Consider the following 23868-nt stretch of genomic DNA (forward strand, 5'->3'; position numbering starts at 1 on the left):
GCCCCGCCGCCCCCCCCCCCCCGCCCGCCCCCCCCCCCCCCCCCCGGTGTGCTTTCCTCGGCCCGCATCGCGCGGTAATGCCGTGGCACAGCGGAAGGCTTCGCGCCAAGTGCTGTGCCGTAGCAGTGGAAAACACGGAGGGGCCACTATTCGGGCTGCGGTCCCTCTACAGGGGGCGTCAAGTCAATGAGGTAATCCCACCGCTCAACGTAAGAGCGGTAGAACGATCGCCGCTTGACGCCTGTCGGCATGTACGTGCCCTCGCCGGGCTTGGGCCAGTACGGGTAATCGCCGTCCGGGCCGGGGTCGAATGCATCAACTGCCATTCGCGGCCTTGTCGTCCAGGTAATAGGCCAGCGCTAGACGTGCGTCCTGGTCGACCTTGGCGAATAGGGCCGGGTCGCCGGTACGCAGCGCGGCCAGACGCTCCATTACGGGGTCAATCTCGAAGTTCATTGATACCTCGCGGGGTTGAGTGGAAATGAAAAATGCCCCGAGCTAGTACGACCACACAGCGGCAACCTGTGATCGAACTAGTTCGGGGCGATACGGCCGAGCAGCACCTAGGAACGTTCCTAGGTGGTCGACCGGAGCATAAGAGCGCGTCTGGTTGCCATAGACGCTAGGGAATCGCGGAAGGGGAGGAGGTGCCCCGACGGTGACCAGCCGCCGGGGGCTTTCCTCCTAAGAAAGGTAGCCAAGGCTACTCACCTTCCCGCGAGGGAAGAATTTGGGAGGCACCTCGGAACGTTCTTAGGTGGTGATGAGGACCGGCCAGGGGAGGTTTCCTGCCCGGTCATCACCCGCCGCCCCGGAGAACGTGAGGCACCGCAGAAGCGGACAGCGTTTTGCCGTCCACTGTTTAGAGAGTGAGTTGGTAAAGCGCCGGGGACGGAAAAGAGCAATAACCCGACCGACGAGCTGAAACCGTTATACTTCTGTGACGTGAACCGTAATTCGCTGTCCACTCTCTACGAGGTGTGTGAGTTAAGTCTGAGGCCCGAAAAAGGGTCAGAAGCCGGCTTGGGGCCTCTACTTGTTATGAGGCCGATATGCGACCACCTAGGAACGTTCCTAGCTGGTCCAATCTCCGTCGTCTTCCAACTCGGAAAGCAGAACCGTAATAGGGCTTAGGTCGTCCTCTACCGGCAGGAAGTAGTCAGCGCCGTGGGCGAGCACTTGCATGAGTTCCACAGCGGCGTACGGCCGTTCCCCGGTATAGCTGGTGAGGGCCGACCAATACGCCTCCAGGGCCCCGTCACAAGCGCCGAGCTGTCGAAGGCGGTACAACAGCGCCACGGTCCCCGGAATGCGGTCAGGGTTGAACGTCCAGCCGTCTTGCAGGTCCCTTACGGTGTCGTCGGCAAAGTCACCTTCTAGGGCTACGACGTAGCGAATGAACGGATCAGCGAGAGCAGGCATGCGAAAACCTTTCGTTATCTGTGCTGGAGATCCGAAACAGCGGGAAAGGCGCGCAACCGCGAGGGGCGGTCACAGATTTCTTGTTACCTGTACCTAGCTCCTATATACGTATGGGAAGAAGGTACAGGTAACAACTTTTCTGTGACCGCCGCCTACGCTAAAGCGGCCTTTCTCGCTGTCAGCCCTGCGACTGGCCGAGGATTCCCGGTCCGTCGATGTGCGCCGGTACGTCAGACAGCAGGTAGATGCCTCGGAACATCCAGCCCTTGCCCTTGCGCTGTACCTCGGTCACGCCGTTCGTCTTTAGGTGGTTCTTCACGTTGCTCGGAGAGAACTTGGCCGACTTATCGCCGTTGTCCTCGCGCCACTGCTTCAACTCGCGGTTGAAGTCGGAACGCTTGACCTCGCTGTCTTCGTTGTACTCGAATACCTCGCCGACGAGAGGCTTTAGCGGGTCTACCTCATCCTTGTGATGCTCGGTCGCCGTAATGACGCTCAGCGGGTCGCGTAGCCCCTCGCTGTAATAGCGCACAGCACCGCGCACAACCCACGCGGCCACACCCTCTCGCTCGGGCCCCTGAATGGTCGGCTCTAGGTCCGGGTCTCGCCGGTCGGCAAAGGAGACACCGAACAGCATCGCCTTAGTGCGGGCCCACAGCGCGGCACCGCCCGAACCGAATTCCGGGAGGTAGTTGGTTGCCAGAACGATGGTGAAAGTCGGCTCAAACGAGAACACCTTGCCCTGTAGGTGTCGCGTGTTGATTCGGTCTCCGCCGCTGAGGTTCTTTAGGAGTGCCGTATTCATGGGCACACCCTGGTTTCCCTCCTGCGCGACGACGAGCCGCTTACCGCGTAGCGCTGCAATCTGCTCGGTGTGGACCGCCTGCCCGCGCACGTTCTCAAAGATGGTGAAAGGCACCTCATGCACAATGTCGTGACCGAACACCTTCTGCATGGTGCGAATGGTGGTTCCCTTGCCGTTCCGGCCGTGCTCGCCGTACCAAACGCCTAGCGCGTGCTCGCGTACCTCGCCGGTAATCGCCATACCTAGGAAGGTCTGGTAATACCGCTGTAGTTCGGGGTCGTTGGGAAACACCTCGTCTACGAATCGGAGCCAGCGCGGGCACTCAGCGTCCGGCACGTAATCGACTAGCGCGCACTGGGTAAGCATGTCGGCTGGATCGTGCGGCTTTAGTTCGCCGGTGCGGAGATCCACGGTGCCATTCTTGAATGTGAGTAGGTGCCGGTGGTTGTCGAGATCATCGACGGTTGCGCGGAACTGCGGCAGGACGGCCATCTCGGCAACGATTGCGCGGCGCTGGAAATTTACGAGCATCTTGTTAGCAGCGGCGGCGGACCAGTTCATGTCCGAGGCATTCTCGGCACCGTGACGCATGAGCACGCGGGCAGCGTCGGTGATCGCCTGCATGGCCGCGCCGTCGTCGCCGGTTGCTTCCCACACTCGGCCATTCCAGCGGTGCCACCCGACGTGCTGGACGTGGCGCAGCTCATGCCCGCACTGGTCGGCAACGAACCGCGCGAAATTCACGTGCCGTACTTCGGGGTCGATGGCTAGTAGTTCGCGCTGTAGGGCCCAGTAGGTGTCGTTCACTTTTCGTTCTCCAGGAAGGCTAGTGCTGCTGCGGCGTTTCGGTCGGCTCGCTTAGTGCGCGGCTTGCGCTCGGCCGTCGGGAAGGGGTCGGGGAATCCGAGTTGATCTGCGGTAAGCGAACCGCGCCCGTTGTAGTTGAGTTCCCAAATCATTTCCTCGGCCCAAGTAATGAGCGCGTCTACGCGGGCGCGCTGTCGGGCCTCCTCGGTCATCTTGCGTCCAGCGGCCTCGGTTTCAGCCTTACGGCGGGCCGCCTCCTGCTCTCGCTGTCGTGCGGCCTGCGCGAATACCTCGTCATCGGGCAAGCGCATGTAATGGGGCGTGGTCATTCTGCGTTCTCCTCGGTGAGCACCTAGGAACGTTCCTAGGTGGTTAGCGGGTAGTGCCGTAGGTCTTGCGCTGGTAGTAGGCGCGGTAACGGCATGAGCGGCTGCACCACTTAGGGCGCTGTCCGCGTCCGCAGTACGGCTTGAGCGGCTGTCCGCATTCGCACTTAGCGTGCATGGCGTCCTCTCATATGCATATGAATTAGGGCCGAAAAAAAGCACCCTCGGCGGGTGCCTCAATCTGTACGAGGTGTGCCGGTTAAGTGCTGTGCACTGCCCTCGGGGTACAGAGAGTGAGTCGGTCAAGCGCGTAAGTGGCGTAGGGGGGATATCGGGCACCGCTGTTATCGAGCCGTAATGCCGTTTCTGAAAAACCGTCAGAATCAGGCCGGCGAGGGGCCCTCTATCACGCTGTGTAATTGCTTGGCTACAGGTGCCGAAGTGCTGTTTTCGAGAGGTGATCCGAACAGGACATGGAGATTTCCCAGTGACTCCGGAAAACGGGGTTCGCAATCGGCACTCGACACGGCGCTACCGCTGTAAGCCGCTGTGCGCCTCTCTGACGGCCTCTCGCGGAACGCTGCGAGGAACGGGCCCCCGAGACAGCGAGAGGGCCGCAGGCGGGCATGTGCGGCTTCCTGTCGGCAAGCGCGGCTAGCCCCTCGGCGCTGGCACCGGCGAGAGGGCCCCTGTACGGCCGTCTGCGGGCATGAGAAAGGCCCGGCGGGAGTGTGTCCCACCGGGCCCCTCAGAGCGCTCTACGCGACTTTCTAGCTGTCCTGCTCCCGCGTCCTGTCCGCGAGCGTCACGCCCGCCTCAAACGCCGCATCCCATGCCGGGTCGCTGGCCTCTCGCCAGTGGAACACCAGCCGGTCATGCGCAGGCACTTTGTACCCCCGACCCTGGGACGGCGTAAGGACAACTCCCTTATCCGTCAGAGCGGCCCGAAGCAATGCGCGCTGCCCGGAGATACCGGCCCCGTTCCACAGCGCTGCAAGCGCCTCGGGGTCCATCAGCGGGGAAAGGTCGGCCTCTCGCGTCAGTTCGGCCAACTCGGCCTTTAGCGCCTTGATCTGCTCGCCCACCTGAACGCGCAGACTGTCAAACATGTCCTCGGTCATGCGGCCGAGAACGAAAAACTCCTTGTTGAGTTTCATCTCTCGCCCCACCGCCGATTCCAGCGCAGCCGTTACCTGCGCCTTACGCGCTTCCTTTTCCGGGTCCTTGTAGGCGAGCCATTCGCGGGCGATTTCGTGGAGCGTGGCGGAGTCGGGGGAGAGGCTGAGAATGTGCGCGAACCACGATTGCGTTACGGCGTCCTCGGCGCGCTGCCGGTCGATGGATACGCCGGTGCAGATGTGCGCGCCCTCATTGGTCCGGGCGTAGCACCGGTAAGCGGGACCGCTGCTCACTTCCGCCGCTCCACATCGCCCACAGCGCATGATGCCCGCGAGGAGATTGGAAATCTCACGCTTCCCGCGCGCTCGGTTTCCTACGGGGCCGTTTTTCTGCGCACGGCTCGCGAGGATTTCTTTGATCTTGACGTGTTCCGCGAACGTGATCACGCCCTCGCCGCAGGAAACCGGATTGCCGCTCTTGTCGAACAGCGGGGTTCCGCCTCGGTGGTACTTCCCCGTCCACCGGCCGTTCGCGTCCAACATCCTGTCCCGCTGTGCGACCAATCCCGCCCAAGTCACGGCGTGCACAAGGGCGATGATTCCCGTTGCCTGCCAGTTCCGGCCGTGACGCGTCTTCAATCCCTCCTCGTTCAGCGTGCGAGCGATCCAAGTCGGGGTTTTGCGGTCCAACAGGTATTCGGCGATGCGGCGAGCCGTCGGGTACTCCTCGGGGTTCCGCTCAAGTCGGCCTTTCCCCTTCACAGCGCGCAGGCCGTAGGGCGTGACGCCACCGGTCCACTTACCGTCTGCCTTGTGCGCGTCCATGCCGAGTTTCACGAACTGCCCGAGGTCCGCCGCCTGTTCGCGTGCCTGCTCGCTGAGAATCGCCAGAACCATGCGGCTACGCGTGCTGTCGATGTTCTCGGCCACGACGTAGATACGCGCTGCCTGCTCCTCGAACTTGTCGAGCAGCAAGCCAACCTGTCCCATGCCTCGGCGGGAAAGCCGCGAGGTCTTGAACACGTACAGAGTCTTGGAGAGGCCGTTGTCAGCGATGGCCGCTGTAGCGCTCTCGAATTCCTCGCGGCGGACGTACGCCTTAGACGCGCTGCGCTGCTCGAACCACACGTGCCGGATTTGCTTTCCCTCGCTGGCAGCGTGGGCGCACATACGGCGGACCTGCTCCCGCAGGCTTGAAAGGGTGTCCTTTTTCTTGGAGCGGCGGACGTACATTTCCGCGAGTTCAGCGGGGGAGCCTACGGCCGGAGTCCACAGCCCGAGGTCTTTGAGTTCGTCGTCCTCGAACCCGAGCGCGCTGAGAGCGGGGTAGTCGTCGCGATGCATTGTCTTGGTCCAATCTCGAAGTCGGACCGTCCGGCGCTGCGGTCTCTCCCAGCTCGGCGGAATCCTTCAAGATTCACGAGTGAGTTGGTAAAGAACCGCAGGTCAGAGCGGTTATGGCTTCGTTGGTCCAAGCCTGTCCCTGGTGCTATGTCGGAAAGGCCCGCTTCGAGAAGGCGCTCGCGGCCTTCCCGCACCGCGACGACGTCGAGGTGGTGCACCGCTCCTTCGAGCTGGACCCCGGCCGTGCCAAGGGAGACGTCCAGCCGGTGCTCACCATGCTCACCCGGAAGTACGGCATGAGCGAGGCGCAGGCCCAGGCGGGCGAGGACAACCTGGGCGCCCAGGCCGCCGCCGAGGGACTGGACTACCGCACCCGGGGCCGCGACCACGGCAGCACCTTCGACATGCACCGCCTGCTGCACTTCGCCAAGGGCCGGGGGAAGCAGGACGAGCTGCTGCAGATCCTCTACCGGGCCAACTTCGCCGAGGAGCGGTCGGTGTACACCGAGGGCGACGAGCGGCTGGTGGAGCTGGCCGCCGAGGCCGGCCTGGACGCCGAGGCGGCCCGGGCGGTCCTCGCCGACCCCGCCGCCCACGCCGACGAGGTCCGCGCCGACGAGCGCGAGGCCGCCGAGCTGGGCGCCACCGGCGTGCCCTTCTTCGTCCTCGACCGCGCGTACGGCGTCTCCGGCGCCCAGCCCGCCGAGGTCTTCACCCAGGCGCTGACGCAGGCCTGGGGCGAGCGCTCCCCGCTGAAGCCGGTCGGCCAGGGCGCCGCCGAGGCCTGTGGCCCGGACGGGTGCGCGGTGCCCCAGCACTGAGAAACCACAGGTCGGCGCGGACGTATAAGGGTCGCTGAGAGGATCCGCGTAGAAATACGCGATGGACTGGCACTTCATCGGGCCGCAGAGTGGACCCATGGAGACCACGGAGACGTTCGAGAGCCTCGTCCGCGCCGAGTTCGCCCCCAGGACCAGCTACCTCAACACGGCCAGCAACGGCCTGCTGCCCGCCCGTACCGTCACCGCACTGCACGAGGCGGCGCTGCTGCGGGCCGAGGGCCGGCCGCTGCTGCCGCTGTACGAGGACGTCGAGGCCTGCCGGGCCGCCTACGCCCGGCTCGCCGGCGTTCCGGCCGCCCGTGTCGCGGCCGGCGTCTCGGTCGCCGCACACACCGGGGTGATCGCCGCCTCGCTCCCCGCGGGCGCCGAAGTCCTCACCGTCGAGGACGACTTCACCTCCGTGGTGAACCCCTTCCACGTCCGCGGCGACCTCAAGGTCCGCGCGGTCCCGCTGGAGCGGATCGCCGAGTCCGTCCGCCCGGGCACCGCGCTCGTCGCGCTCAGCGCGGTCCAGTCCGCCGACGGACGGATCGCCGACCTGGCCGCCGTGCGCGAGGCCGCCCGCGAGCACCGCGCGCGCACCTACGTCGACCACTCCCAGTCCGCCGGCTGGCTCCCGGTGGACGCGGATGCCTTCGACTTCAGCGCCGCGGTCTCCTTCAAGTGGCTGCTCGGCCCGCACGGCGCGGCGTTCCTGGTGGTCCCGGAGGACTTCGGCGGGCTGAGCCCGGTGCTGGCGGGCTGGGTCGCGGGGGAGCGGCCGTGGGACAGCTGCTACGGCCCGGTCGGGGAACTCGCGCACTCCGCACGGCAGTTCGACCTCAGCCATGCCCTGTTCACCTACGCCGGGCTGCGCCGCTCCCTCGAGCTGATCGAGGAGATCGGGCTGCCCGCCGTGCACGCGCACGCCGTGGGGCTCGCCGACCGGTTCCGGGCCGGACTCGCCGGCCTCGGCCACGAGCCGGTGCCCGCGCCCGGCTCGGCCATCGTCTCGGTGCCGGGGCTCGGTGACCGCCAGCCCGGGCTGGGCGAGGCGGGCATCGTGGTGTCCGACCGCGCGGGCCGTCTGCGCGCGGCCTTCCACCTCTACAACACGCCGGCGGACGTGGACCGTCTGCTGGACGCGCTGTCCGGCTGACGGCACGACCGGGCCGGGGCCTCCCGTCCCACACGAGGAGGCCCCGGCCCGGTGGTCGGGGGTGCTGCCTGCGCCTACTTCACCGGAGTGAAGTCCCGCGCCCCGATGAATTCCGGCCTGCGCACCGGTGCCGCGAACGGCTCCACCGCCTTGTTCTCCACGCTGTTGAAGACGATGAAGACGTTGCTGCGCGGGAACGGCGTGATGTTGTCGCCGGAGCCGTGCATGCAGTTGCAGTCGAACCAGGTAGCCGAGCCGGCCTTGCCGGTGAACAGCCGGATGCCGTGCTCGGCGGCCAGCTTCGTCAGCGCCTCGTCGGACGGGGTGCCCGCGTCCTGCATCTGCAGCGACTTCTTGTAGTTGTCCTCGGGCGTGGCCCCCGCGCAGCCCAGGAACGTGCGGTGCGAGCCCGGCATGATCATGAGCCCGCCGTTGGTGTCGTGATTCTCGGTCAGCGCGATCGAGACGGACACCGTGCGCATGTTCGGCAGGCCGTCCTCGGCGTGCCAGGTCTCGAAGTCCGAGTGCCAGTAGAAGCCGCTCGCGCCGAAGCCCGGCTTGACGTTGATCCGCGACTGGTGGACGTACACGTCCGAACCGAGGATCTGCCGGGCCCGGCCGACCACCCGCTCGTCGCGCACGAGCCTCGCGAACACCTCGCTGATCCGGTGCACTTCGAAGACCGAGCGGATCTCCTTCGACTGCGGCTCGACGATCGAGCGCTCGTCGGCCCGGATCGCCGGGTCGGCGACCAGCCGGTCCAGCTCGTTCCGGTAGACCTCGACCTCGTCCGGGGTGATCAGCTGGTCGACCGCGAGGAAGCCGTCGCGCTCGAACGCCTGCAGATCGGCCGTCGGGATCGGGCCGGGTGTGTCGGGGGAGCCCCAGACCACCGGGTCCTGACGGGGCACGGCCACCTCACTGGTGCCGCGGCTGGGATACAGGTCGGTGACAGCGGTCATGGGTGTCACACCTCCTCGGGCTCGGTGAGCAGCGGGTATACGCCGTTCTCGTCGTGGTCCTCCCGTCCGGTCACGGGCGGGTTGAACACGCAGACGCAGTGGAAGTCCTCCTTGACACGCAGCGTGTGCCGCTCGTGTCCGTTCAGGAGGTACATGGTGCCGGGAGTGATGGTGTACGTCTTCCCGGTCTCGCGGTCGGTGAGCTCGGCCTCACCCTTGGTGCAGACGACGGCCTCGATGTGGTTGGCGTACCACATGTGCGTCTCGGTGCCGGCGTACAGGATGGTCTCGTGCACGGAGAAGCCGACCCGCTCCTTGGCGAGGACGATCCGCTTGCTCTCCCACGTGCCGGACGCGGACTTGATGTGCCGGTCGGTGCCTTCGAGGTCCTTGAACGATCGGACGATCACGGTGCTGAACTTCCTCCTGGTCGTACGGTGTGCTGTGCGTGCGGCCGGTGGGCCGTACGGAGCGGGTCAGGCGGTCTCGCGGACCGAGCGGGAGAGGATGCTGAGACCCTCGTCCAGCTCCTCGGGGGTGATGGTGAGCGCGGGCAGCAGTTTGACGACCTCGCCCTCCGGCCCCGACGTCTCGATGAGCAGTCCCAGTTCGAAGGCGCGCCGGGCGACCCGCGAGGCGCGCTCCTTGTCGCGGAACTCCAGGCCCCACACCAGGCCGCGGCCGCGGTACTCCTTCACGTCGGCGAGGTTCTCCTCGGTGATGGAGATCAGCGCCTGCTCGACCTGCTCGCCGCGGGTGCGGGTCTGCTTCTCCATGGCGGAGCCGTCGGTCCAGTACGTCTCGAGGGCCGCGGTGGCGGTGACGAACGCGGGGTTGTTGCCGCGGAAGGTGCCGTTGTGCTCGCCCGGCTCCCAGACGTCCAGCTCGGGCTTGAACAGGCACAGCGACATCGGCAGGCCGTAGCCGCTGATCGACTTCGACACGGTGACGATGTCGGGCGTGACCCCCGCCTCCTCGAAGGAGAAGAAGGCGCCCGTACGGCCGCAGCCCATCTGGATGTCGTCGACGATGAGCAGCATGTCCTGGCGCTCGCACAGCTCGGCCAGCGCGCGCAGCCACTCCGGGCGCGCGACGTTGATGCCGCCTTCGCCCTGGACCGTCTCCACGATCACGGCGGCCGGCTTGTTGAGGCCGGACCCCTGGTCCTCGAGCAGCCGCTCGAACCACAGGAAGTCGGGGACCTGGCCGTCGAAGTAGTTGTCGAACGGCATGGGGGTGCCGTGCACCAGCGGGATGCCCGCGCCGGCCCGCTTGAAGGCGTTGCCGGTGACCGCGAGGGACCCCAGGGACATGCCGTGGAAGGCGTTCGTGAAGGACACGATCGCCTCCCGGCCCTTCACCTTGCGGGCGAGCTTCAGCGCCGACTCGACGGCGTTGGTGCCCGTCGGGCCCGGGAACATGACCTTGTACGGCAGGTCGCGCGGGCGCAGCACCAGGTTCTCGAAGGTCTGCAGGAAGTTCCGCTTGGCGGTGGTCGACATGTCCAGGCCGTGGGTGACGCCGTCCCGGGACAGGTAGTCGATGAGCGCCCGTTTGAGTACCGGGTTGTTGTGCCCGTAGTTGAGTGAGCCGGCCCCGGCGAAGAAGTCGAGATACGCGTGGCCGTCCTCGTCGTACATCCGGCTGCCCTGCGCACGGTCGAACACGGTGGGCCAGCCGCGGCAGTAGCTGCGAACCTCGGACTCGAGGGTCTCGAAGACGCTCAGGTCGGGCTGGGTGATCGTCACGGTGAATCGCTCCTCAGTGCGCGGTGGTGGGGGTCAGAGGGCCGATGCGGTACAGGACTTCGGGGTCGTGCGGGCCGTCCGGGAAAAGGCCGGCCTGGAACAGCACCTCGCGGGTCACGTCCGCGCCGTGCCGGGCCGCGAACGAGGTGAACAGCCGCTCGGAGGCGGTGTTCCCCGGGGTGATGGTGGTCTCGATGCCGGTGATCCCGCGCTCTTCGGCGAGCCGGGCGGTCAGCCCGTCGAGCAGCGCGGCGGCGATGCCGTGGCCGCGGTAGGCGGAGTCCACGGCCACCTGCCAGACGAGCAGGGTGCGGGGGTCGTCCGGCCGCACGTACCCGGTGACGAAACCGACGGGCTCGCCGTCCGCGTCGCGGGCCACCGCCGAGGTGGCCGCGAAGTCCCGGCACCACAGCAGATAGCTGTACGAGGAGTTCAGGTCGAGGGTTTTCGATTCCTTGGCGAGGCGCCAGAGCGAGGCTCCGTCGGTCACCGCCGGTCGGTCGATCAGCAGGTCTGCTGGTGCGGCAGTCATGCGGAAGGAATTTAGCGAGACAAATTGAAGAATGCACGGGCGGGGGAGCCGGGAGCCATGCCCAGGGTAGTCATATGTCAGGTTTGACCCACATCAAACTGGGACAAAAGGCCTCGCTTGTGGAGTGTGTCACATGCATGAAACTTGCCGGAAAACCGCCCCGTTTAGCTTCGCAAAAAGCGGGCAGAAGAAGACGGGAAGCTATCGGCAGGTGAATTCGCGGGAATTGTGAAAGAGATTTGAATTCCCACTCGGGCAATGAAAACGGCCCGCACGGTGTGTGCGGGCCGTCGATTCGCGGACTTCTGGAGTCACCGCCAGGCTTCGTCGGCCGCCCGGCGGGCCGCCGTCACGTCCACCGTCGTCCCGTGCTCGGCGAGCGCCGCGCCCAGCGCCGCGAGACAGGCGTGCACGGCGTCCGGCGTGGCGTCCGGCCCGTAGTGGTTCACCCGGATCATCTCCTTGGCCAGGGCGCCCCCGCCGGCGGCCAGCGGCAGTCCCGCATCGTTCCCCAGCGCGTGCGCCACCATCTCCGACGGCACCGTCCCGGACGGCACCCGCAGGGTGGTGGCCACCGGCGCCGCGTCCTTCGCCTCGTACACGTACGGCTCCAGGCCGCCGCCCAGGGCCACCGCGCCCGCCCGGGTGGCCCGCGCGGCCGCGGCGTGCCGCGCCATCACCGCGTCCAGGCCCGCCGACTCGATCCGTTCCAGACACGCCTCCAGCGCCAGCATCTCCAACTGGGCGGGGGCGTGCAGCAGCGCCTTGCGGCCGCCGTCGATCCAGCGGTCCTTCCAGTCCAGCAGGGAGAGGTACGAGCGGCGCGGGGCGTCCGGGTTGGCCGCCATGCGCGCCCACGCCCGCTCGCTCACCGAGATCGCCGACACCCCGGCCGGTCCGCCCATCGCCTTCTGGGCCCCGATCACGCACAGGTCCACACCCCACGCGTCCGGCAGCACCGGCTCCGCGCCGACCGAGGCGACCGCGTCCAGGTAGAACAGCGCGCCGTGCTCGCGCACCACCTCGCCGATCTCCGCGACCGGGTTGGTGTTGCCCGTCGCCGCCTCCGCGTGGACCAGCGACACGAAGTCGATCTCCGGATGCCGGGCGAACGCCTCCCGGATCCCCCCGGCCGTCACCGCCGTGTGGAAGGGCACCTCGACGTCGTGCACCGTGGCCCCGCAGTCCCGCAGCCAGTCGCCGAACGTCTGCCCGTACGGACCCGTGATCACGTTCAGCGCCGTCGTACCGGGCCCGGCCGCCCCGCGGATCGCGCCCTCCAGCGGCAGCAGCGCCTCGCCCTGGGTGATCAGCACGTCCTGCCGGGTGTCCAGCAGCCGGGCCACCCGGTCCTCGATGGCGGCGAACCGTTCGGCGCTCAGCGGGGGCAGATCGAGGAGGGGGTGGGTCACGGCGCTGCTCTCTTCGCTCACGAGGGTCCAGGAGGCCGGCCGGAGGCCGACGGGAACGAGGGTAACGCTCGCCCTCCGCCGCCCCGGCGACCGGCGAGTTCTCAGGCCGGACGGCCCTTCGGCCATCGGTTTGATTTGAGAGGCCCAAACCTCTCCTTATAATCGGAACCCACGATTCCCCCCACTGGAGATCCCCCATGAATACGCTCCTCCGGCGCCGGACCCGCCTTCTGGCCGCCACCACCGCCACGGCCGGGCTCGTGCTCGTGGCCGGCTGCTCCTCGGGCGACGGGGGGAAAGGCGCCACGGTCAAGGGGGTCCACCTCGTCAAGGCCGGGCAGCTCACCACCTGCACCCACCTGCCGTACCCGCCGTTCCAGTCGGAGGTGAACGGCAAGGTGCAGGGCTTCGACGTCTCCCTCGTCGACCTCGTCGCCAAGAACCTCGGCGTCAAGCAGCAGATCCTGGACACGCCGTTCGAGAACTTCAAGACCGGCGCGTTCCTCAACTCCGGGCAGTGCGACCTGGCCGCGGCCGGCATGACCATCACCGCCGAACGCAAGAAGAACGTCGACTTCTCCGACCCGTACTTCGAGGCGACCCAGGCGGTCCTCGTCGACAGGAGCAGCGGGATCAACTCCCTGGAGGACGTCAAGGCCAAGGGGAAGAAGCTCGGCGCCCAGGCGCAGACGACCGGCGAGGACTACGTCAAGGGCAAGGGCTACGACCCGATCTCCTTCGAGTCCTCCGACGCGGTCCTCAACGGCCTGCGCACCGGCCAGGTCCAGGCCGTCGTCATCGACTACCCGGTCGTCCAGGGCTGGCTGAAGGACAAGGCCAACGCGGACAAGTTCAAGGTCGTCGGCAACCTCAAGACCGGTGAGCAGTACGGCTTCACCGTCAAGAAGGGCAACACCAAGCTGCGCGAAGCCCTGAACAAGGCGATCGCCGACGCGAAGGCCGACGGCACGTACAAGAAGCTGTACGAGAAGTGGATCGGCCCGTACGACGCGTCCGCCGCCTCTCCCTCGGCCTCATGACCGACACCGGCGTACGACTCCGGCCGAAGAAGAAGGGCCTGACCCGGCGGCAGCGGCGCGGCCTGTCCCGGGCCGTGCAGTACGTGGTGTTCGCCGCCGCCGTGATCGCGTTCGCGGTCGCGGCGGACTGGGGCCGGCTGAAGAACCAGTTCGCCCAGGGCGGCATCGCCAAGCAGATGTTCCCCGAGGTCATCACGCTGGCGCTGAAGAACACCGTGCTCTACACGCTGTCCGGCTTCGTCGTCGGACTCGTCCTCGGCATGGTCATCGCGTTGATGCGGCTGTCCTCCGTGGGCCCGTACCGCTGGGTGGCGGGCATCTACATCGAGATCTTCCGCGGTCTGCCGGCCCTGCTGATCTTCATCTTCGTCGGTGTGGCCGTGCCGCTGGCCTTCCCGGGCACGGAGATCCCGGGCGGCACCTACGGCAAGGTCGCCATCGCGCTCGGCCTGGTCTCGGCCGCGTACATGGCGGAGACGATCCGCGCCGGCATCCAGGCGGTGCCCAAGGGGCAGATGGAGGCCGCCCGTTCGCTCGGCTTCTCACCCACCCGGGCCATGGTCTCGATCATCGTCCCGCAGGCCTTCCGGATCATCCTGCCGCCGCTCACCAACGAACTCGTCCTGCTCTTCAAGGACTCCTCGCTGGTGCTGTTCCTCGGCGTCACCCTGGAGGAGCGCGAACTGTCCAAGTACGGCCGCGATCTGGCCAGTACCACCGCCAACTCCACGCCGATCCTGGTCGCGGGCCTGTGCTACCTGCTGGTGACCATCCCGCTCGGCTACGTCGTCCGCCGCATGGAGTCCAGGTCCCAGGAGGCGATCCGATGAGCAGCGCGGAGATCCAGGTCCGGGACCTGCACAAGTCCTTCGGCGACAACCATGTGCTGCGCGGCATCGACCTGGAGATCGGCCAGGGCGAGGTCGTCTGCGTCATCGGACCCTCCGGCTCCGGCAAGTCCACGCTGCTGCGCTGCGTGAACCTGCTCGAGGAGCCCACCAAGGGCCAGGTCTTCGTCGGCGGCACCGAACTGACCGACCCCGACGTCGACATCGACGCCGTACGCCGCCGTATCGGCATGGTCTTCCAGCAGTTCAACCTCTTCCCGCACCTGAACGTCACCGACAACCTCACGCTGCCGCAGCGCCGGGTCCTCGGCCGGGACAAGGCGACGGCCGCCCGGATCGCCGCCGAGAACCTGGACCGCGTCGGCCTGGCCGAGAAGGCGCGGGCCTACCCGTCCTCCCTCTCCGGCGGTCAGCAGCAGCGGGTGGCCATCGCCCGCGCGCTCGCCATGGGCCCCGAGGTGATGCTGTTCGACGAGCCGACCTCCGCGCTCGACCCCGAACTGGTCGGGGACGTCCTCGCGGTGATGCGCCGGCTCGCCGAGGAGGGCATGACCATGATGGTCGTCACCCACGAGATGACCTTCGCGCGCGAGGTCGCCGACCGGGTCGTCTTCATGGACGGCGGCCTGATCGTCGAGGAGGGCCGCCCCGGCCAGGTCATCGGCGCCCCGCGGCACGAGCGCACCCGCCACTTCCTCTCCCGCCTGCTGGACCCGGCGATGGCCGAGGTCGAGGAGGAGACCTCGGACCAGGTGGGCGGGCCCGGAGCCGAGCGGTAGACCGGTGGGTGGGCCCGGCCCCCGGCTGGCTAGGGTGCCGGGTATGAGCGATGACGCGGTGCTGCATGTGAGGGGGCGGGTCCTGGCCGGGCCCGAGGACGTCCGCGACGAGCTGTGGGTGGTCGGGGGCCGCGTCTCCTACGACCGCCCCGCCGGGGCGCGTGACATCACCACCGTCGAGGGCTGGGCGCTGCCCGGCCTGGTCGACGCGCACTGCCACGTCGGGCTCGGCACCGACGGCCCGGTGGACGCGGACACCGCCGAGAAGCAGGCGCTGACCGACCGGGAGCGGGGCACGCTGCTGATCCGGGACGCCGGCTCACCCTCCGACACCCGCTGGATCGACGACCGCGAGGACCTCCCGAAGATCATCCGCGCGGGCCGGCACATCGCCCGCACCCGCCGCTACATCCGCAACTACGCGTGGGAGGTCGAGCCGGAGGACCTGGTCGCCTACGTCGCCCGTGAGGCGGAGCGCGGCGACGGCTGGGTGAAACTGGTCGGCGACTGGATCGACCGCGACCTCGGCGACCTCTCCGCCTGCTGGCCGCGGGAGGCGGCCGAGGCCGCCATCGCCGAGGCCCACCGGCTGGGCGCCCGCGTCACCGCGCACTGCTTCGCCGAGAGCTCGCTGCGCGACCTGGTCGAGGCCGGCATCGACTGCGTCGAGCACGCCACGGGCCTGACGGACGACCTGATCCCGCTCTTCGCCGAGCGGGGCGTGGCGATCGTCCCGACCCTCGTCAACATCGCCACCTTCCCGCGGCTCGCCGCGGGCGGCGAACGCAGGTACCCGCGCTGGTCGGCCCATATGCGCCGGCTCCATGAGCGCCGCTACGACACCGTGCGCGGCGCCCACGACGCCGGCATCCCGGTCTACGTAGGCACGGACGCAGGCGGCTCACTGGCCCACGGCCTGGTCGCGGCCGAGGTCGCGGAACTGGTCACCGCGGGCATCCCGCCCGTCCAGGCGGTGGCGGCGGCGAGCTGGAGCGCCCGCGCCTGGCTCGGCCGTCCCGGCCTGGAGGAGGGCGCACCGGCCGACCTCGTGGTGTACGAGGCCGACCCGCGGGCGGACGTCCGGGTACTGGCGGCCCCGCGCCGGGTGGTGCTGAACGGGCGCGTGGTGGAGTAGGGCCGGCGAGGCCGGCGAGCGGGGTGACGGAGCCCGGGCGGGGCAGGGGCACGCGCGTGCCCGGTGATTCGAAGAGATGTGCTGAAACTCCACGATGGAGTGAAGTAACGCAGGATCGCTGACCGTTCACCCACAGTGCGTAAAGGTTGACGGGTCCCAAGCAAGTTTCCTCTGGGGGTCCCACCGCCTTGAACAGCAACAACTTCCGCATGCCCGCACGCAGGCTCGCCACGGTGGCGACGGTCACCGCGCTCGCGGCGGCGCCCGCGCTGCTGGGCGCGAGCGCCGCGCACGCCACCACCGGTCACGGTCGCGCCTCCGCCGTCGTGCTCCGCACCGGCCTCGACGTGTCCCTGCTCAACAAGACCGTGAACGTCCCGCTCGCGGTCAGCCTCAACGAGGTCCAGGCGCCGCGCAGCGCGGACAGGACGACCCTGACGGCCCGGCTCGACGGCGTGAACGGCGGCCGGCCGTTCACGGTCCTCGCCGCGCGGGCCGCCTCGGCCAGGGCGACGGCGAACGGCCGGCTCGCCGAGGGCTCGGTCCGTCTCGCCCACGCCAGGCTGCATGTCCCGGGCCTGCCGCTGCTGTCCGTGGTGGAGGTCGGCACGGTCACCGCCGAGGCGACCTGTGCCGCCGGGAAGAAGCCGGTCGCCTCCGCGAACGTCCTCGGCGCCGTCACGGTCCTCGGCAAGCGGATCACGCTGACCGCCGGCGGCCCGACCGAGGTGAAGGTGCCCGGCGTCGGCGAGGTCCGCCTCGACCTCTCCCAGCGCCGGACCACGTCCCGCACGGCGGCCGCCGCGGCGCTCGAACTCAAGGTCTCCGTCAACCCGCTGAAACTGAACGTGGCGGAGGTCAACGGCACGGTCACCCTCGCCAAGGCCACCTGCGAGACCCCGGTACCCGCCCGGCACGTGACCCCGACCCACGCCGGCACCGCCCCCGAGGTGAAGCCCCAGGGTGCCCCGGGCACCGAGGCCGACCTCGCGGAAACCGGCGGCAGCTCCTCCACCCCGTACATCGCGGGCGGCGCACTGGCACTGCTGCTGCTCGGCGGAGGAGCGGTCACGATGGCCCGCCGCCGCAGGAGCTGACGACGGCTGGGGGGGCACGGCGCCTTCGCGGCCCGCGGACGGGCGGGCCGGTGGGAAACGGGGCCCGGGGGCGGCGCCCCGGCTACGGCAGCGCGGCCGACAGCGCCGTCAGGAACCCGCGCACCGTCCCCCGGTCCCGCACCGCCACCCGCACCCACGCGTCCCCGTCCAGCCCGGGAAACGTGTCCCCCCGCCGCACCGCGTACCCCAGCTCACGCAACCGCCGCCGCACGGCACCCGCCCCCGGCACCCGCACCAGCACGAACGGCCCCTCCGCGGGCGACACCACCCGCACCCCGCGGGACGCGAGCGCGGCGAGCCCCGCCACCAGATGGCCGCGGTCCGCCGCGATCCGGTGGGCCGCGTGCGCCGCCTCCGCCAGCGCCCGGGGCGCCACACACGCCTCGGCCGCGGCGAGCGCCGGCGTCGACACCGGCCACAGCGGCTGGGCCCGCTCCAGCTCGGCGATCGTCTCCGGCGCGGCCAGCACGTACCCGATGCGGAGTCCGGCCAGCCCCCAGGTCTTGGTCAGGCTGCGCAGCACGACGAGACCGGGCACGTCCGTCCGCCCGGCCAGCGCCTCCCGCTCACCCGGCACCGCGTCCATGAACGCCTCGTCGACCACCAGCACTCGGCCGGGCCGGGCGAGTGCGGCGATCACACCGCCCGGATGCAGCACCGACGTCGGATTCGTCGGATTGCCGATCACCACCAGGTCCGCGTCCTCGGGCACCGCCGCCGGATCGAGCCGGAACCCGTCCGCCTCCCGCAGCAGCACCCGGCCCACGGTGTGCCCCGCGTCCCGCAGCGCCGCCTCCGGCTCGGTGAACTGCGGATGCACCACGACCGGCCGGCGCACCTTCAGCGCCCGCGCCAGCAGCACGAACGCCTCCGCCGCCCCCGCCGTCAGCAGCACCCGCTCCACCGGCAGCCCGTGCCGCGCCGCGACCGCCGCCCGCGCGGCCCGCCCGTCCGGGTAGGCAGCGAGGGACGGCAGCGAGGCGGCGATCTCCTCCCGCAGCCACGGCGGAGGCGTGTCCGCGCGGACGTTGACGGCGAGATCGACCAGCCCGGCGCCGTCGTCGCGCATCTCGGCGTCGCCGTGATGACGCAGATCGTGCCCGGGGCCCGGGGCGCCCCCGGTCTCCTCAGTGCGCATGGCTGTGTGAGTGCTCCCCGTGATGGTGATGCCCGTGCCCGTGGTGGTGGCCGTCGTCGTCCGGGTGGAAGTGCGGCTGCTGCGGCAGCCCCACCTTGTCCTCGAAGCCCGGCAGCGCGATCCGGTACACACAGGAGTCACAGTTCATCCGCAGATCACCCTTGACGGCCTCCGCGTACCGCTCCATCACCAGGTCCAGCAGCTCCGGCTCGGGCCCGATGACGTCCGCCGAGCGCACCTCCAGCTCCGGACGAGCGGCCGCCCACTCCTCGGTCTGCCGGCGCACCCGGTCCGGCAGGATGCCGGTGAACAGGAAGTAGGGCAGCACGACGATCCGCCGCGCCCCCAGCTTCGCGCACCGGTCGAGGCCGCTCGGCACGTCCGGCGCCGCCAGCGACACGAACGCCGGCTCGACGCCCGCGTAGCCGCGCCCCTCCCACAGCAGCCGGGCCGCCTTGTGCACCTCGGCGTTGGCGTCCGGGTCGGTCGACCCGCGCCCCACCAGCAGCACGGTCACGTCGGACCGCTCGGCGGACGTACCGGCCAGCGCCTCCTCCAGCCGCCGCTCCAGCACGTTCAGCAGCGCCGGGTGCGGGCCGAGCGGGCGCCCGTAGGTGTACGAGATGCCCGGGTGCCGTTCCTTCTCCCGGGACAGCGCCGCCGGGATGTCGCCCTTGGCGTGCCCGGCGGACACCAGCATCAGCGGGACGGCCGCGAACCGCCGTACGCCCCGCTCCACCAGCTCGGCGACCGCCTCGCCCAGCGGGGGCGGGGACAGCTCGATGAAGCCGCCGGCGACGGGCAGTTCGGGGTGGCGGCGGCCCAGCTCCCTCACGAAGTCGCGGAACGCCTCGGCTCCGGCCTCGTCCCGGGTGCCGTGGCCGGCGATGAGCAGGGCGGGCGGCGGGGTGGTCACGGGGTCTCCTCCGGGGAAATCGTTTGGTACAACAGGGCGTTGAGCGCGGCGGCGGCGACCGCCGACCCGCCCTTCTCGGACACGTTGCTCACGGCGGGCAGCCCGCTCGCGCGCAACGCCTCCTTGGACTCGGCCGCGCCGACGAAGCCGACGGGCAGGCCGATGACGAGCGCCGGGGAGGCGTCCAGGGTCAGCAGCTCCTCCAGGGCGGTCGGCGCGCAGCCGATCACCCACAGGGCGCCCGGACCGACCTGCTCGTAGGCGAGCCGGACCGCGTGCGCCGAACGGGTCAGCCCCGGACCGGCCACGGCGTCCTTCAGCCGGCAGACGGTCTCCCGCCGGGTGATGCCGGCCGCGACCATCTCGACGTCCACCACGACGGGCGCCCCGGCGTGCAGCGCGGCGTGCGCCCTCACCAGATCGCCCTCGTCGGTGACGAGGTCGGTCGCGTACTCCAGGTCGGCGGCGGAGTGGATGACCCGCTCCACCACCGCCCTGGTCAGCGGCGGGAAGTGCGAGGTGTCCAGGCGGGCGCGCAGCCGCCGGAAGGACTCCTGCTCGATGGGGTGGACGACACGGTTCACTGGGCGCCCTCCCGCGGGCCGGTCTGGGTGCTCTCCTGCCAGCGGTAGCCGCGCGGGGTCACCATGCGGCCGGCGATGTTCCGGGTCGCGGTGTTGCCCACGGTGACGACCGTCATCATGTCGACCGTCGCCGGGTCGAGTTCGCCGAGCGCGGTCAGCCTGCTCGACTCGTCCGGCCGGGAGGCGTTGCGCACCACACCGACCGGCGTCGCCGGGTCCCGGTGCCCGGCGAGGATCGCGAGCGCCTTGGGCAGCTGCCAGTCGCGGCCCCGGGACCGCGGGTTGTAGAAGGTGACCACGATGTCCGCCTCGGCCGCCGCCCGCACCCGCCGCTCGATGACCTCCCACGGCGTGTGCAGGTCGGACAGGCTGATGGACACGTGGTCGTGGCCCAGCGGCGCGCCCAGGATCGCCCCCGCGGCCAGCGCGGCCGTCACGCCCGGCACACCGACCACGTCGATGTCGTCGGACGCCTCGGCGAGCGCCGGGGAGGCCATGGCGTACACGCCCGCGTCCCCGCTGCCGATCAGCGCCACCGCGTGCCCGCGCCGGGCCTCCGCCACGGCCGTACGGGCCCGCTCCTCCTCCGCGCCGAGCCCCGACTCCAGCACCCGGGTGCCGGGCCGCAGCAGGTCGCGGATCTGGTCGACGTACTGGTCGAGGCCGACCAGCACCGAGGCCCGCCGCAGTTCGGCCGTCGCGCGCGGGGTGAGCAGGTCCCGGGCGCCCGGCCCGAGCCCGACCACGGCGAGCCGTCCGCGTCCCGGACGCCGCACCACCGCGCAGGTCGCCATCGACGGCCGGCCGTCGGCGCGCACCGACTTCCGCTTGGGTACGAGGAGTTCACCACCGCGCGCCAGCGCCGCCGCCTCCGCGACCGACGGCGTGCCGACGGCCGCGAGCGGTGCGCCGGACGGGTTGGGCACCGCCACGTCCGCCAGTTCCTCCGCCGGGTAGGTCACCAGGGCCACCCCCAGCCGCCCGGCGGCGGCCACGATGCCCGGCTCCTCCGACTTGGCGTCCACGGTGGCGAGTTCGGCGACCGACCGCGGGGACAGGCCCGCCTCCCGCAGCGCCTCCTCGACCAGGGCCAGCACCTCGTCCGCCGGCGCGCCCCGGGAGGCGCCCACGCCGACCACCAGGGACGGCGGCCTGAGCAGCACCTCCCGCTCGCCCGGCGCGACGGCCCGGTCGGTGAGCCGTACGGTGTACGCGCCCCGCGGCGAGGTGGGCAGCGCGGGCAGCGGCCACGGCACCTCGGCCTCCAGGGCGACCGGTTCGCCGTCCAGGAGCGCCCGCGACACCGCGGCCACCGCCCCCTCGAACGGGAACCCGAGGGTGTCGAGACCCGGCAGCCCCACCGCGTCCGTCGCGGTCGTCACCACCGGTTCGGCGCCCAGCAACCCGCCGACCTCGCGGGCGAGTTCGTTCGCGCCGCCGCCGTGCCCGCCGAGCAGCGACACCGCGAAGCGGCCGCCCTCGTCCACGCACACCACGCCCGGGTCGGCCGCCTTGTCGGCGAGCAGCGGCGCGAGCAGCCGTACCACCGCGCCCGTCGCCAGGAAGCAGACCAGCTGCTCGCACTCGGCGAACGCGGCCCGCACGGCCTCCCCGGCGCCACCGTCGTACACCCGCGTACGGTCCGGCCAGGCCGCGGCCAGCCGGTCCCGCGCCGCCGCGCCCGCCGCGGTGGCGGAAATGAGGCCGATCACTTCGCTACTCCTTCACTGGATGCCGGGGGGCGGACGCCCCACAGCAGGAAAACCGGATTGGCCGCCGCCAGCCGGGTCACGTCCCCGGGCAGCGGCGCCAGCCGGGACGACTGCAGCAGCACGCCGTCGCAGTGGAGCCCCGCGCCCGTCAGCGCCGCGCGCGCGGCCGGCACCCGGTCCAGGGCGGCCATGGTGACGACGACGGTCCGCCGGGCCCGCCGCGCGCACGCGCCGACGATGGCCGGCAGCTCGCGCCCTCCGCCGCCGACGAACACGGCGTCGGGGTCGTCGAGCCCGTCCAGCGCGTCCGGCGCCGCACCGTGCACCACGTCCACGTCGACTCCGTGGGCGGCGGCGTTGGCCCGGATCCGCTCGACCCCGTCCGCGGTCCGCTCCACGGCGACGGCGGCCGCGCCGAGCCGCGCGCACTCCACGGCCACCGACCCCGAGCCGGCCCCGACGTCCCACACCAGGTCGCCCAGGCGCGGCCCCAGCCGGGCGAGGGCGAGCGCCCGCACCTCGAACTTGGTGATCATCGAGTCGCGGTGCGCGAACTCGCCCTCGTCCAGGGCCCATCCGGCGGGCGGCGCCCCCGCCCCGGCGACCGTCCGCACGGCGCCCAGCGTCCGTGCCTCGTCCAGGCACAGCACCACGCTCACCGCCGTGCCCCAGTCCCGGGCGGCGGCCTCGGCGGGCGTCACCCGCTCCACGCGCTCGTGCTCCGGATCGCCCAGCGCGCTCGCCACGACCAGCAGCCGGCCGCCGCCGAGCGCGGCTCCCAGCTCGGCCGGCCCGGCGCCGGGCCCGGTCAGAACGGCCACCTTCGGATGCGCCCGGCACGCGTTGACGGCCGTCCGCAGATCACGCCCGTGCGCGCTGACCACGACCGCGTCGTCCCACGGCAGCCCCAGCCGCGCGAACGCGGTGGCCACCGAGGACACCCCCGGCCGCACGTCCAGCCGCCCCGCCCCGAACCGCTCGGCAAGCGCCCGTACGATCCCGAAGAACCCCGGGTCCCCGGAGGCCAGCACGACCACCGGCAGCCCCCGGTCCGCGTACTCCCCGATCGCGTCCAGGGCGGGCGCCAGCGGCCCGAGCACGATCCGCCCGGCCCCCTCGGGCAGGCGCACGGCGTCCAGGTGCCGCCGCCCGCCCACGACGAGGGCGGCGCCGGCGAGCACCTCGTCCGCGACCGGCGCGCCCGTCCCCGTACCGACGACCGTGATCAACTCTTCGCCCTCTGCTCGCGCAGCGCCCGCCGTGCCTCCGGGTCGGCCTTGCGGTACCCGTGGAAGTGGCCGGGGTGGTACAGGTGCGAGCGGGTCCCGTGGGCGTCCAGCGCCGCGCCGACCAGGAAGAGCGTGTGCTTCCAGAGCTTGTGCTCCTTGACCGTCTCCTCCAGCGTGCCGATCGTGCACCTGACCACCAGCTCCTCCGGCCAGGTCGCCTGGTACGCGACGACCACGGGGGTGTCCGTGGGATAGCCGCCCTCCAGCAGCTCCCGCACCAGCTGGCCGCTGCGCGCCGCCGACAGGAACACCGCCATCGTGGTGCCGTGCCGGGCGAACTCGCGCACCTCCTCACCGGGCGGCATCGGCGTCTTGCCGCCGCCGAGCCGGGTCAGGACGACCGACTGGGCCACCTCGGGGATGGTCAGCTCCCGCTGGGCGAGGGCGGCCACGGCGGAGAACGAGGACACTCCCGGCACGACCTCCGTCGCGATGCCGATCTCCGCGCACCGGTCGAGCTGCTCCTGCGTGCCGCCCCACAGCGCCGGATCCCCGGAGTGGATCCGCGCGACCCTCAGCCCCTCGGCGTGGGCCCGCCGGTAGACGCCGACCACGTCCTCCAGCGACATCGCAGCCGAGTCCAGGATCTCCGCGTCGTCCCGCGCGTGCTCCAGGACCTCGGCCTGCACCAGGCTCGCCGCCCAGATCACCACGTCGGCGGCCGCGATCGCGCGCGCGGCCCGGAACGTCAGCAGGTCGGCGGCGCCGGGGCCGGCACCGACGAACGTCACCTTGCCGGCGGGGGCATCGGCCATGGCCATGGGAAGGGGTCCTCTCGTAGGAAAGACGCGGGTCTGTTCTGGGATGAAACGTCAGGGTCTGGGGGAGTGCGGAAGGCGCCGGATGTGCGCGA

The 23868-nt window shown here is 70.4% G+C and carries 23 protein-coding genes; 7 read left to right on the forward strand and 16 right to left on the reverse strand.

Annotated features, from left to right (window positions below):
- Positions 1–315 precede the first annotated feature (315 nt).
- From ABZ478_RS32120 to ABZ478_RS32140, 5 genes are all read right to left on the reverse strand, one after another.
- The gene (locus tag ABZ478_RS32120) at positions 316–456 is read right to left on the reverse strand and encodes a hypothetical protein (RefSeq protein ID WP_359554929.1); all 141 of its coding nucleotides are present in this window, start codon (positions 454–456) and stop codon (positions 316–318) included.
- Positions 457–1074: 618 nt separating this feature from the next.
- Positions 1075–1422 carry a hypothetical protein gene (locus ABZ478_RS32125; protein ID WP_359554931.1) on the reverse strand — a complete coding sequence of 116 codons (348 nt, stop codon included), beginning with the start codon at positions 1420–1422 and terminating at the stop codon, positions 1075–1077.
- 178 nt (positions 1423–1600) lie between these two features.
- Positions 1601–3034, reverse strand: a complete 1434-nt coding sequence (locus ABZ478_RS32130; RefSeq protein WP_359554934.1) for a phage/plasmid primase, P4 family — start codon at positions 3032–3034, stop codon at positions 1601–1603.
- Entirely contained in the window at positions 3031–3363 is a 333-nt protein-coding gene (locus ABZ478_RS32135) for a hypothetical protein (RefSeq protein ID WP_359554937.1), read from the reverse strand. The genes ABZ478_RS32130 and ABZ478_RS32135 overlap by 4 nt, the downstream gene beginning before the upstream one ends.
- A gap of 767 nt (positions 3364–4130) precedes the next feature.
- On the reverse strand, positions 4131–5822 hold the full coding sequence (locus ABZ478_RS32140; protein ID WP_359554939.1) for a recombinase family protein: 1692 nt from the start codon (positions 5820–5822) through the stop codon (positions 4131–4133).
- 113 nt (positions 5823–5935) lie between these two features.
- Between ABZ478_RS32140 and ABZ478_RS32145 the strand changes: the two genes are divergently transcribed.
- Both ABZ478_RS32145 and ABZ478_RS32150 read left to right on the forward strand, forming a co-directional pair.
- A complete protein-coding gene (locus tag ABZ478_RS32145; RefSeq protein ID WP_359554941.1) occupies positions 5936–6643 on the forward strand; it encodes a DsbA family oxidoreductase in 708 nt (235 codons plus the stop codon).
- Positions 6644–6740: 97 nt separating this feature from the next.
- Complete coding sequence (locus tag ABZ478_RS32150) at positions 6741–7802, forward strand: aminotransferase class V-fold PLP-dependent enzyme (protein ID WP_359554943.1); 1062 nt, start codon at positions 6741–6743, stop codon at positions 7800–7802.
- A 74-nt stretch (positions 7803–7876) separates the two neighbouring features.
- On the opposite strand, the gene thpD is transcribed toward ABZ478_RS32150, so the two are convergent.
- The 5 genes from thpD to ABZ478_RS32175 all read right to left on the reverse strand — a co-directional run bounded on the left by thpD (position 7877) and on the right by ABZ478_RS32175 (position 12456).
- The gene (gene thpD / locus ABZ478_RS32155; protein WP_359554946.1) at positions 7877–8764 is read right to left on the reverse strand and encodes an ectoine hydroxylase; all 888 of its coding nucleotides are present in this window, start codon (positions 8762–8764) and stop codon (positions 7877–7879) included.
- 5 nt (positions 8765–8769) lie between these two features.
- The gene (locus tag ABZ478_RS32160) at positions 8770–9174 is read right to left on the reverse strand and encodes an ectoine synthase (RefSeq protein WP_359554949.1); all 405 of its coding nucleotides are present in this window, start codon (positions 9172–9174) and stop codon (positions 8770–8772) included.
- Positions 9175–9240: 66 nt separating this feature from the next.
- Positions 9241–10512 carry a diaminobutyrate--2-oxoglutarate transaminase gene (ectB, locus tag ABZ478_RS32165; RefSeq protein WP_359554950.1) on the reverse strand — a complete coding sequence of 424 codons (1272 nt, stop codon included), beginning with the start codon at positions 10510–10512 and terminating at the stop codon, positions 9241–9243.
- 13 nt (positions 10513–10525) lie between these two features.
- On the reverse strand, positions 10526–11044 hold the full coding sequence (gene ectA / locus ABZ478_RS32170) for a diaminobutyrate acetyltransferase (RefSeq protein ID WP_359554952.1): 519 nt from the start codon (positions 11042–11044) through the stop codon (positions 10526–10528).
- Between the two features lie 311 nt (positions 11045–11355).
- A complete protein-coding gene (locus ABZ478_RS32175) occupies positions 11356–12456 on the reverse strand; it encodes an aminotransferase class V-fold PLP-dependent enzyme (RefSeq protein WP_359554955.1) in 1101 nt (366 codons plus the stop codon).
- Positions 12457–12653: 197 nt separating this feature from the next.
- Here ABZ478_RS32175 and ABZ478_RS32180 point away from each other — a divergent pair, with 197 nt between their 5' ends.
- From ABZ478_RS32180 to ABZ478_RS32200, 5 genes are all read left to right on the forward strand, one after another.
- Positions 12654–13496, forward strand: coding sequence for a transporter substrate-binding domain-containing protein (locus ABZ478_RS32180; RefSeq protein WP_359554958.1), 843 nt, complete (start codon positions 12654–12656; stop codon positions 13494–13496).
- Positions 13493–14326, forward strand: coding sequence for an amino acid ABC transporter permease (locus ABZ478_RS32185; RefSeq protein ID WP_359554959.1), 834 nt, complete (start codon positions 13493–13495; stop codon positions 14324–14326). The genes ABZ478_RS32180 and ABZ478_RS32185 overlap by 4 nt, the downstream gene beginning before the upstream one ends.
- The gene (locus tag ABZ478_RS32190) at positions 14323–15123 is read left to right on the forward strand and encodes an amino acid ABC transporter ATP-binding protein (protein WP_359554961.1); all 801 of its coding nucleotides are present in this window, start codon (positions 14323–14325) and stop codon (positions 15121–15123) included. The genes ABZ478_RS32185 and ABZ478_RS32190 overlap by 4 nt, the downstream gene beginning before the upstream one ends.
- Before the next feature lie 43 nt (positions 15124–15166).
- Positions 15167–16258: an amidohydrolase family protein gene (locus tag ABZ478_RS32195; RefSeq protein ID WP_359554963.1), complete on the forward strand. Its 1092-nt coding sequence runs from the start codon at positions 15167–15169 to the stop codon at positions 16256–16258.
- A 188-nt stretch (positions 16259–16446) separates the two neighbouring features.
- The gene (locus ABZ478_RS32200; RefSeq protein WP_359554966.1) at positions 16447–17355 is read left to right on the forward strand and encodes an SCO1860 family LAETG-anchored protein; all 909 of its coding nucleotides are present in this window, start codon (positions 16447–16449) and stop codon (positions 17353–17355) included.
- Between the two features lie 82 nt (positions 17356–17437).
- Here the strand turns inward: ABZ478_RS32200 and cobC are convergent, their stop codons facing one another.
- Genes cobC through cobM form a run of 6 tightly spaced genes read right to left on the reverse strand, consistent with a single transcriptional unit; the run spans position 17438 to position 23770 of the window.
- A complete protein-coding gene (gene cobC / locus ABZ478_RS32205; protein WP_359554968.1) occupies positions 17438–18514 on the reverse strand; it encodes an Rv2231c family pyridoxal phosphate-dependent protein CobC in 1077 nt (358 codons plus the stop codon).
- On the reverse strand, positions 18504–19430 hold the full coding sequence (locus ABZ478_RS32210) for a sirohydrochlorin chelatase (protein ID WP_359554970.1): 927 nt from the start codon (positions 19428–19430) through the stop codon (positions 18504–18506). Before ABZ478_RS32210 ends, cobC begins: the two co-directional genes overlap by 11 nt.
- On the reverse strand, positions 19427–20014 hold the full coding sequence (locus tag ABZ478_RS32215; protein WP_359554973.1) for a precorrin-8X methylmutase: 588 nt from the start codon (positions 20012–20014) through the stop codon (positions 19427–19429). The genes ABZ478_RS32210 and ABZ478_RS32215 overlap by 4 nt, the downstream gene beginning before the upstream one ends.
- Complete coding sequence (gene cobJ, locus ABZ478_RS32220) at positions 20011–21726, reverse strand: precorrin-3B C(17)-methyltransferase (RefSeq protein ID WP_359554975.1); 1716 nt, start codon at positions 21724–21726, stop codon at positions 20011–20013. Before cobJ ends, ABZ478_RS32215 begins: the two co-directional genes overlap by 4 nt.
- Positions 21723–22955 (reverse strand): precorrin-6y C5,15-methyltransferase (decarboxylating) subunit CbiE, encoded by a 1233-nt coding sequence (gene cbiE / locus ABZ478_RS32225; protein WP_359554978.1) that lies wholly within the window; start codon positions 22953–22955, stop codon positions 21723–21725. The genes cobJ and cbiE overlap by 4 nt, the downstream gene beginning before the upstream one ends.
- A complete protein-coding gene (gene cobM / locus ABZ478_RS32230) occupies positions 22952–23770 on the reverse strand; it encodes a precorrin-4 C(11)-methyltransferase (protein WP_359555108.1) in 819 nt (272 codons plus the stop codon). Before cobM ends, cbiE begins: the two co-directional genes overlap by 4 nt.
- Between the last annotated feature and the right edge of the window lie 98 nt (positions 23771–23868).

It is taken from the genome of Streptomyces sp. NPDC005706, assembly GCF_040631045.1.
Classification (GTDB): Bacteria; Actinomycetota; Actinomycetes; order Streptomycetales; family Streptomycetaceae; genus Streptomyces.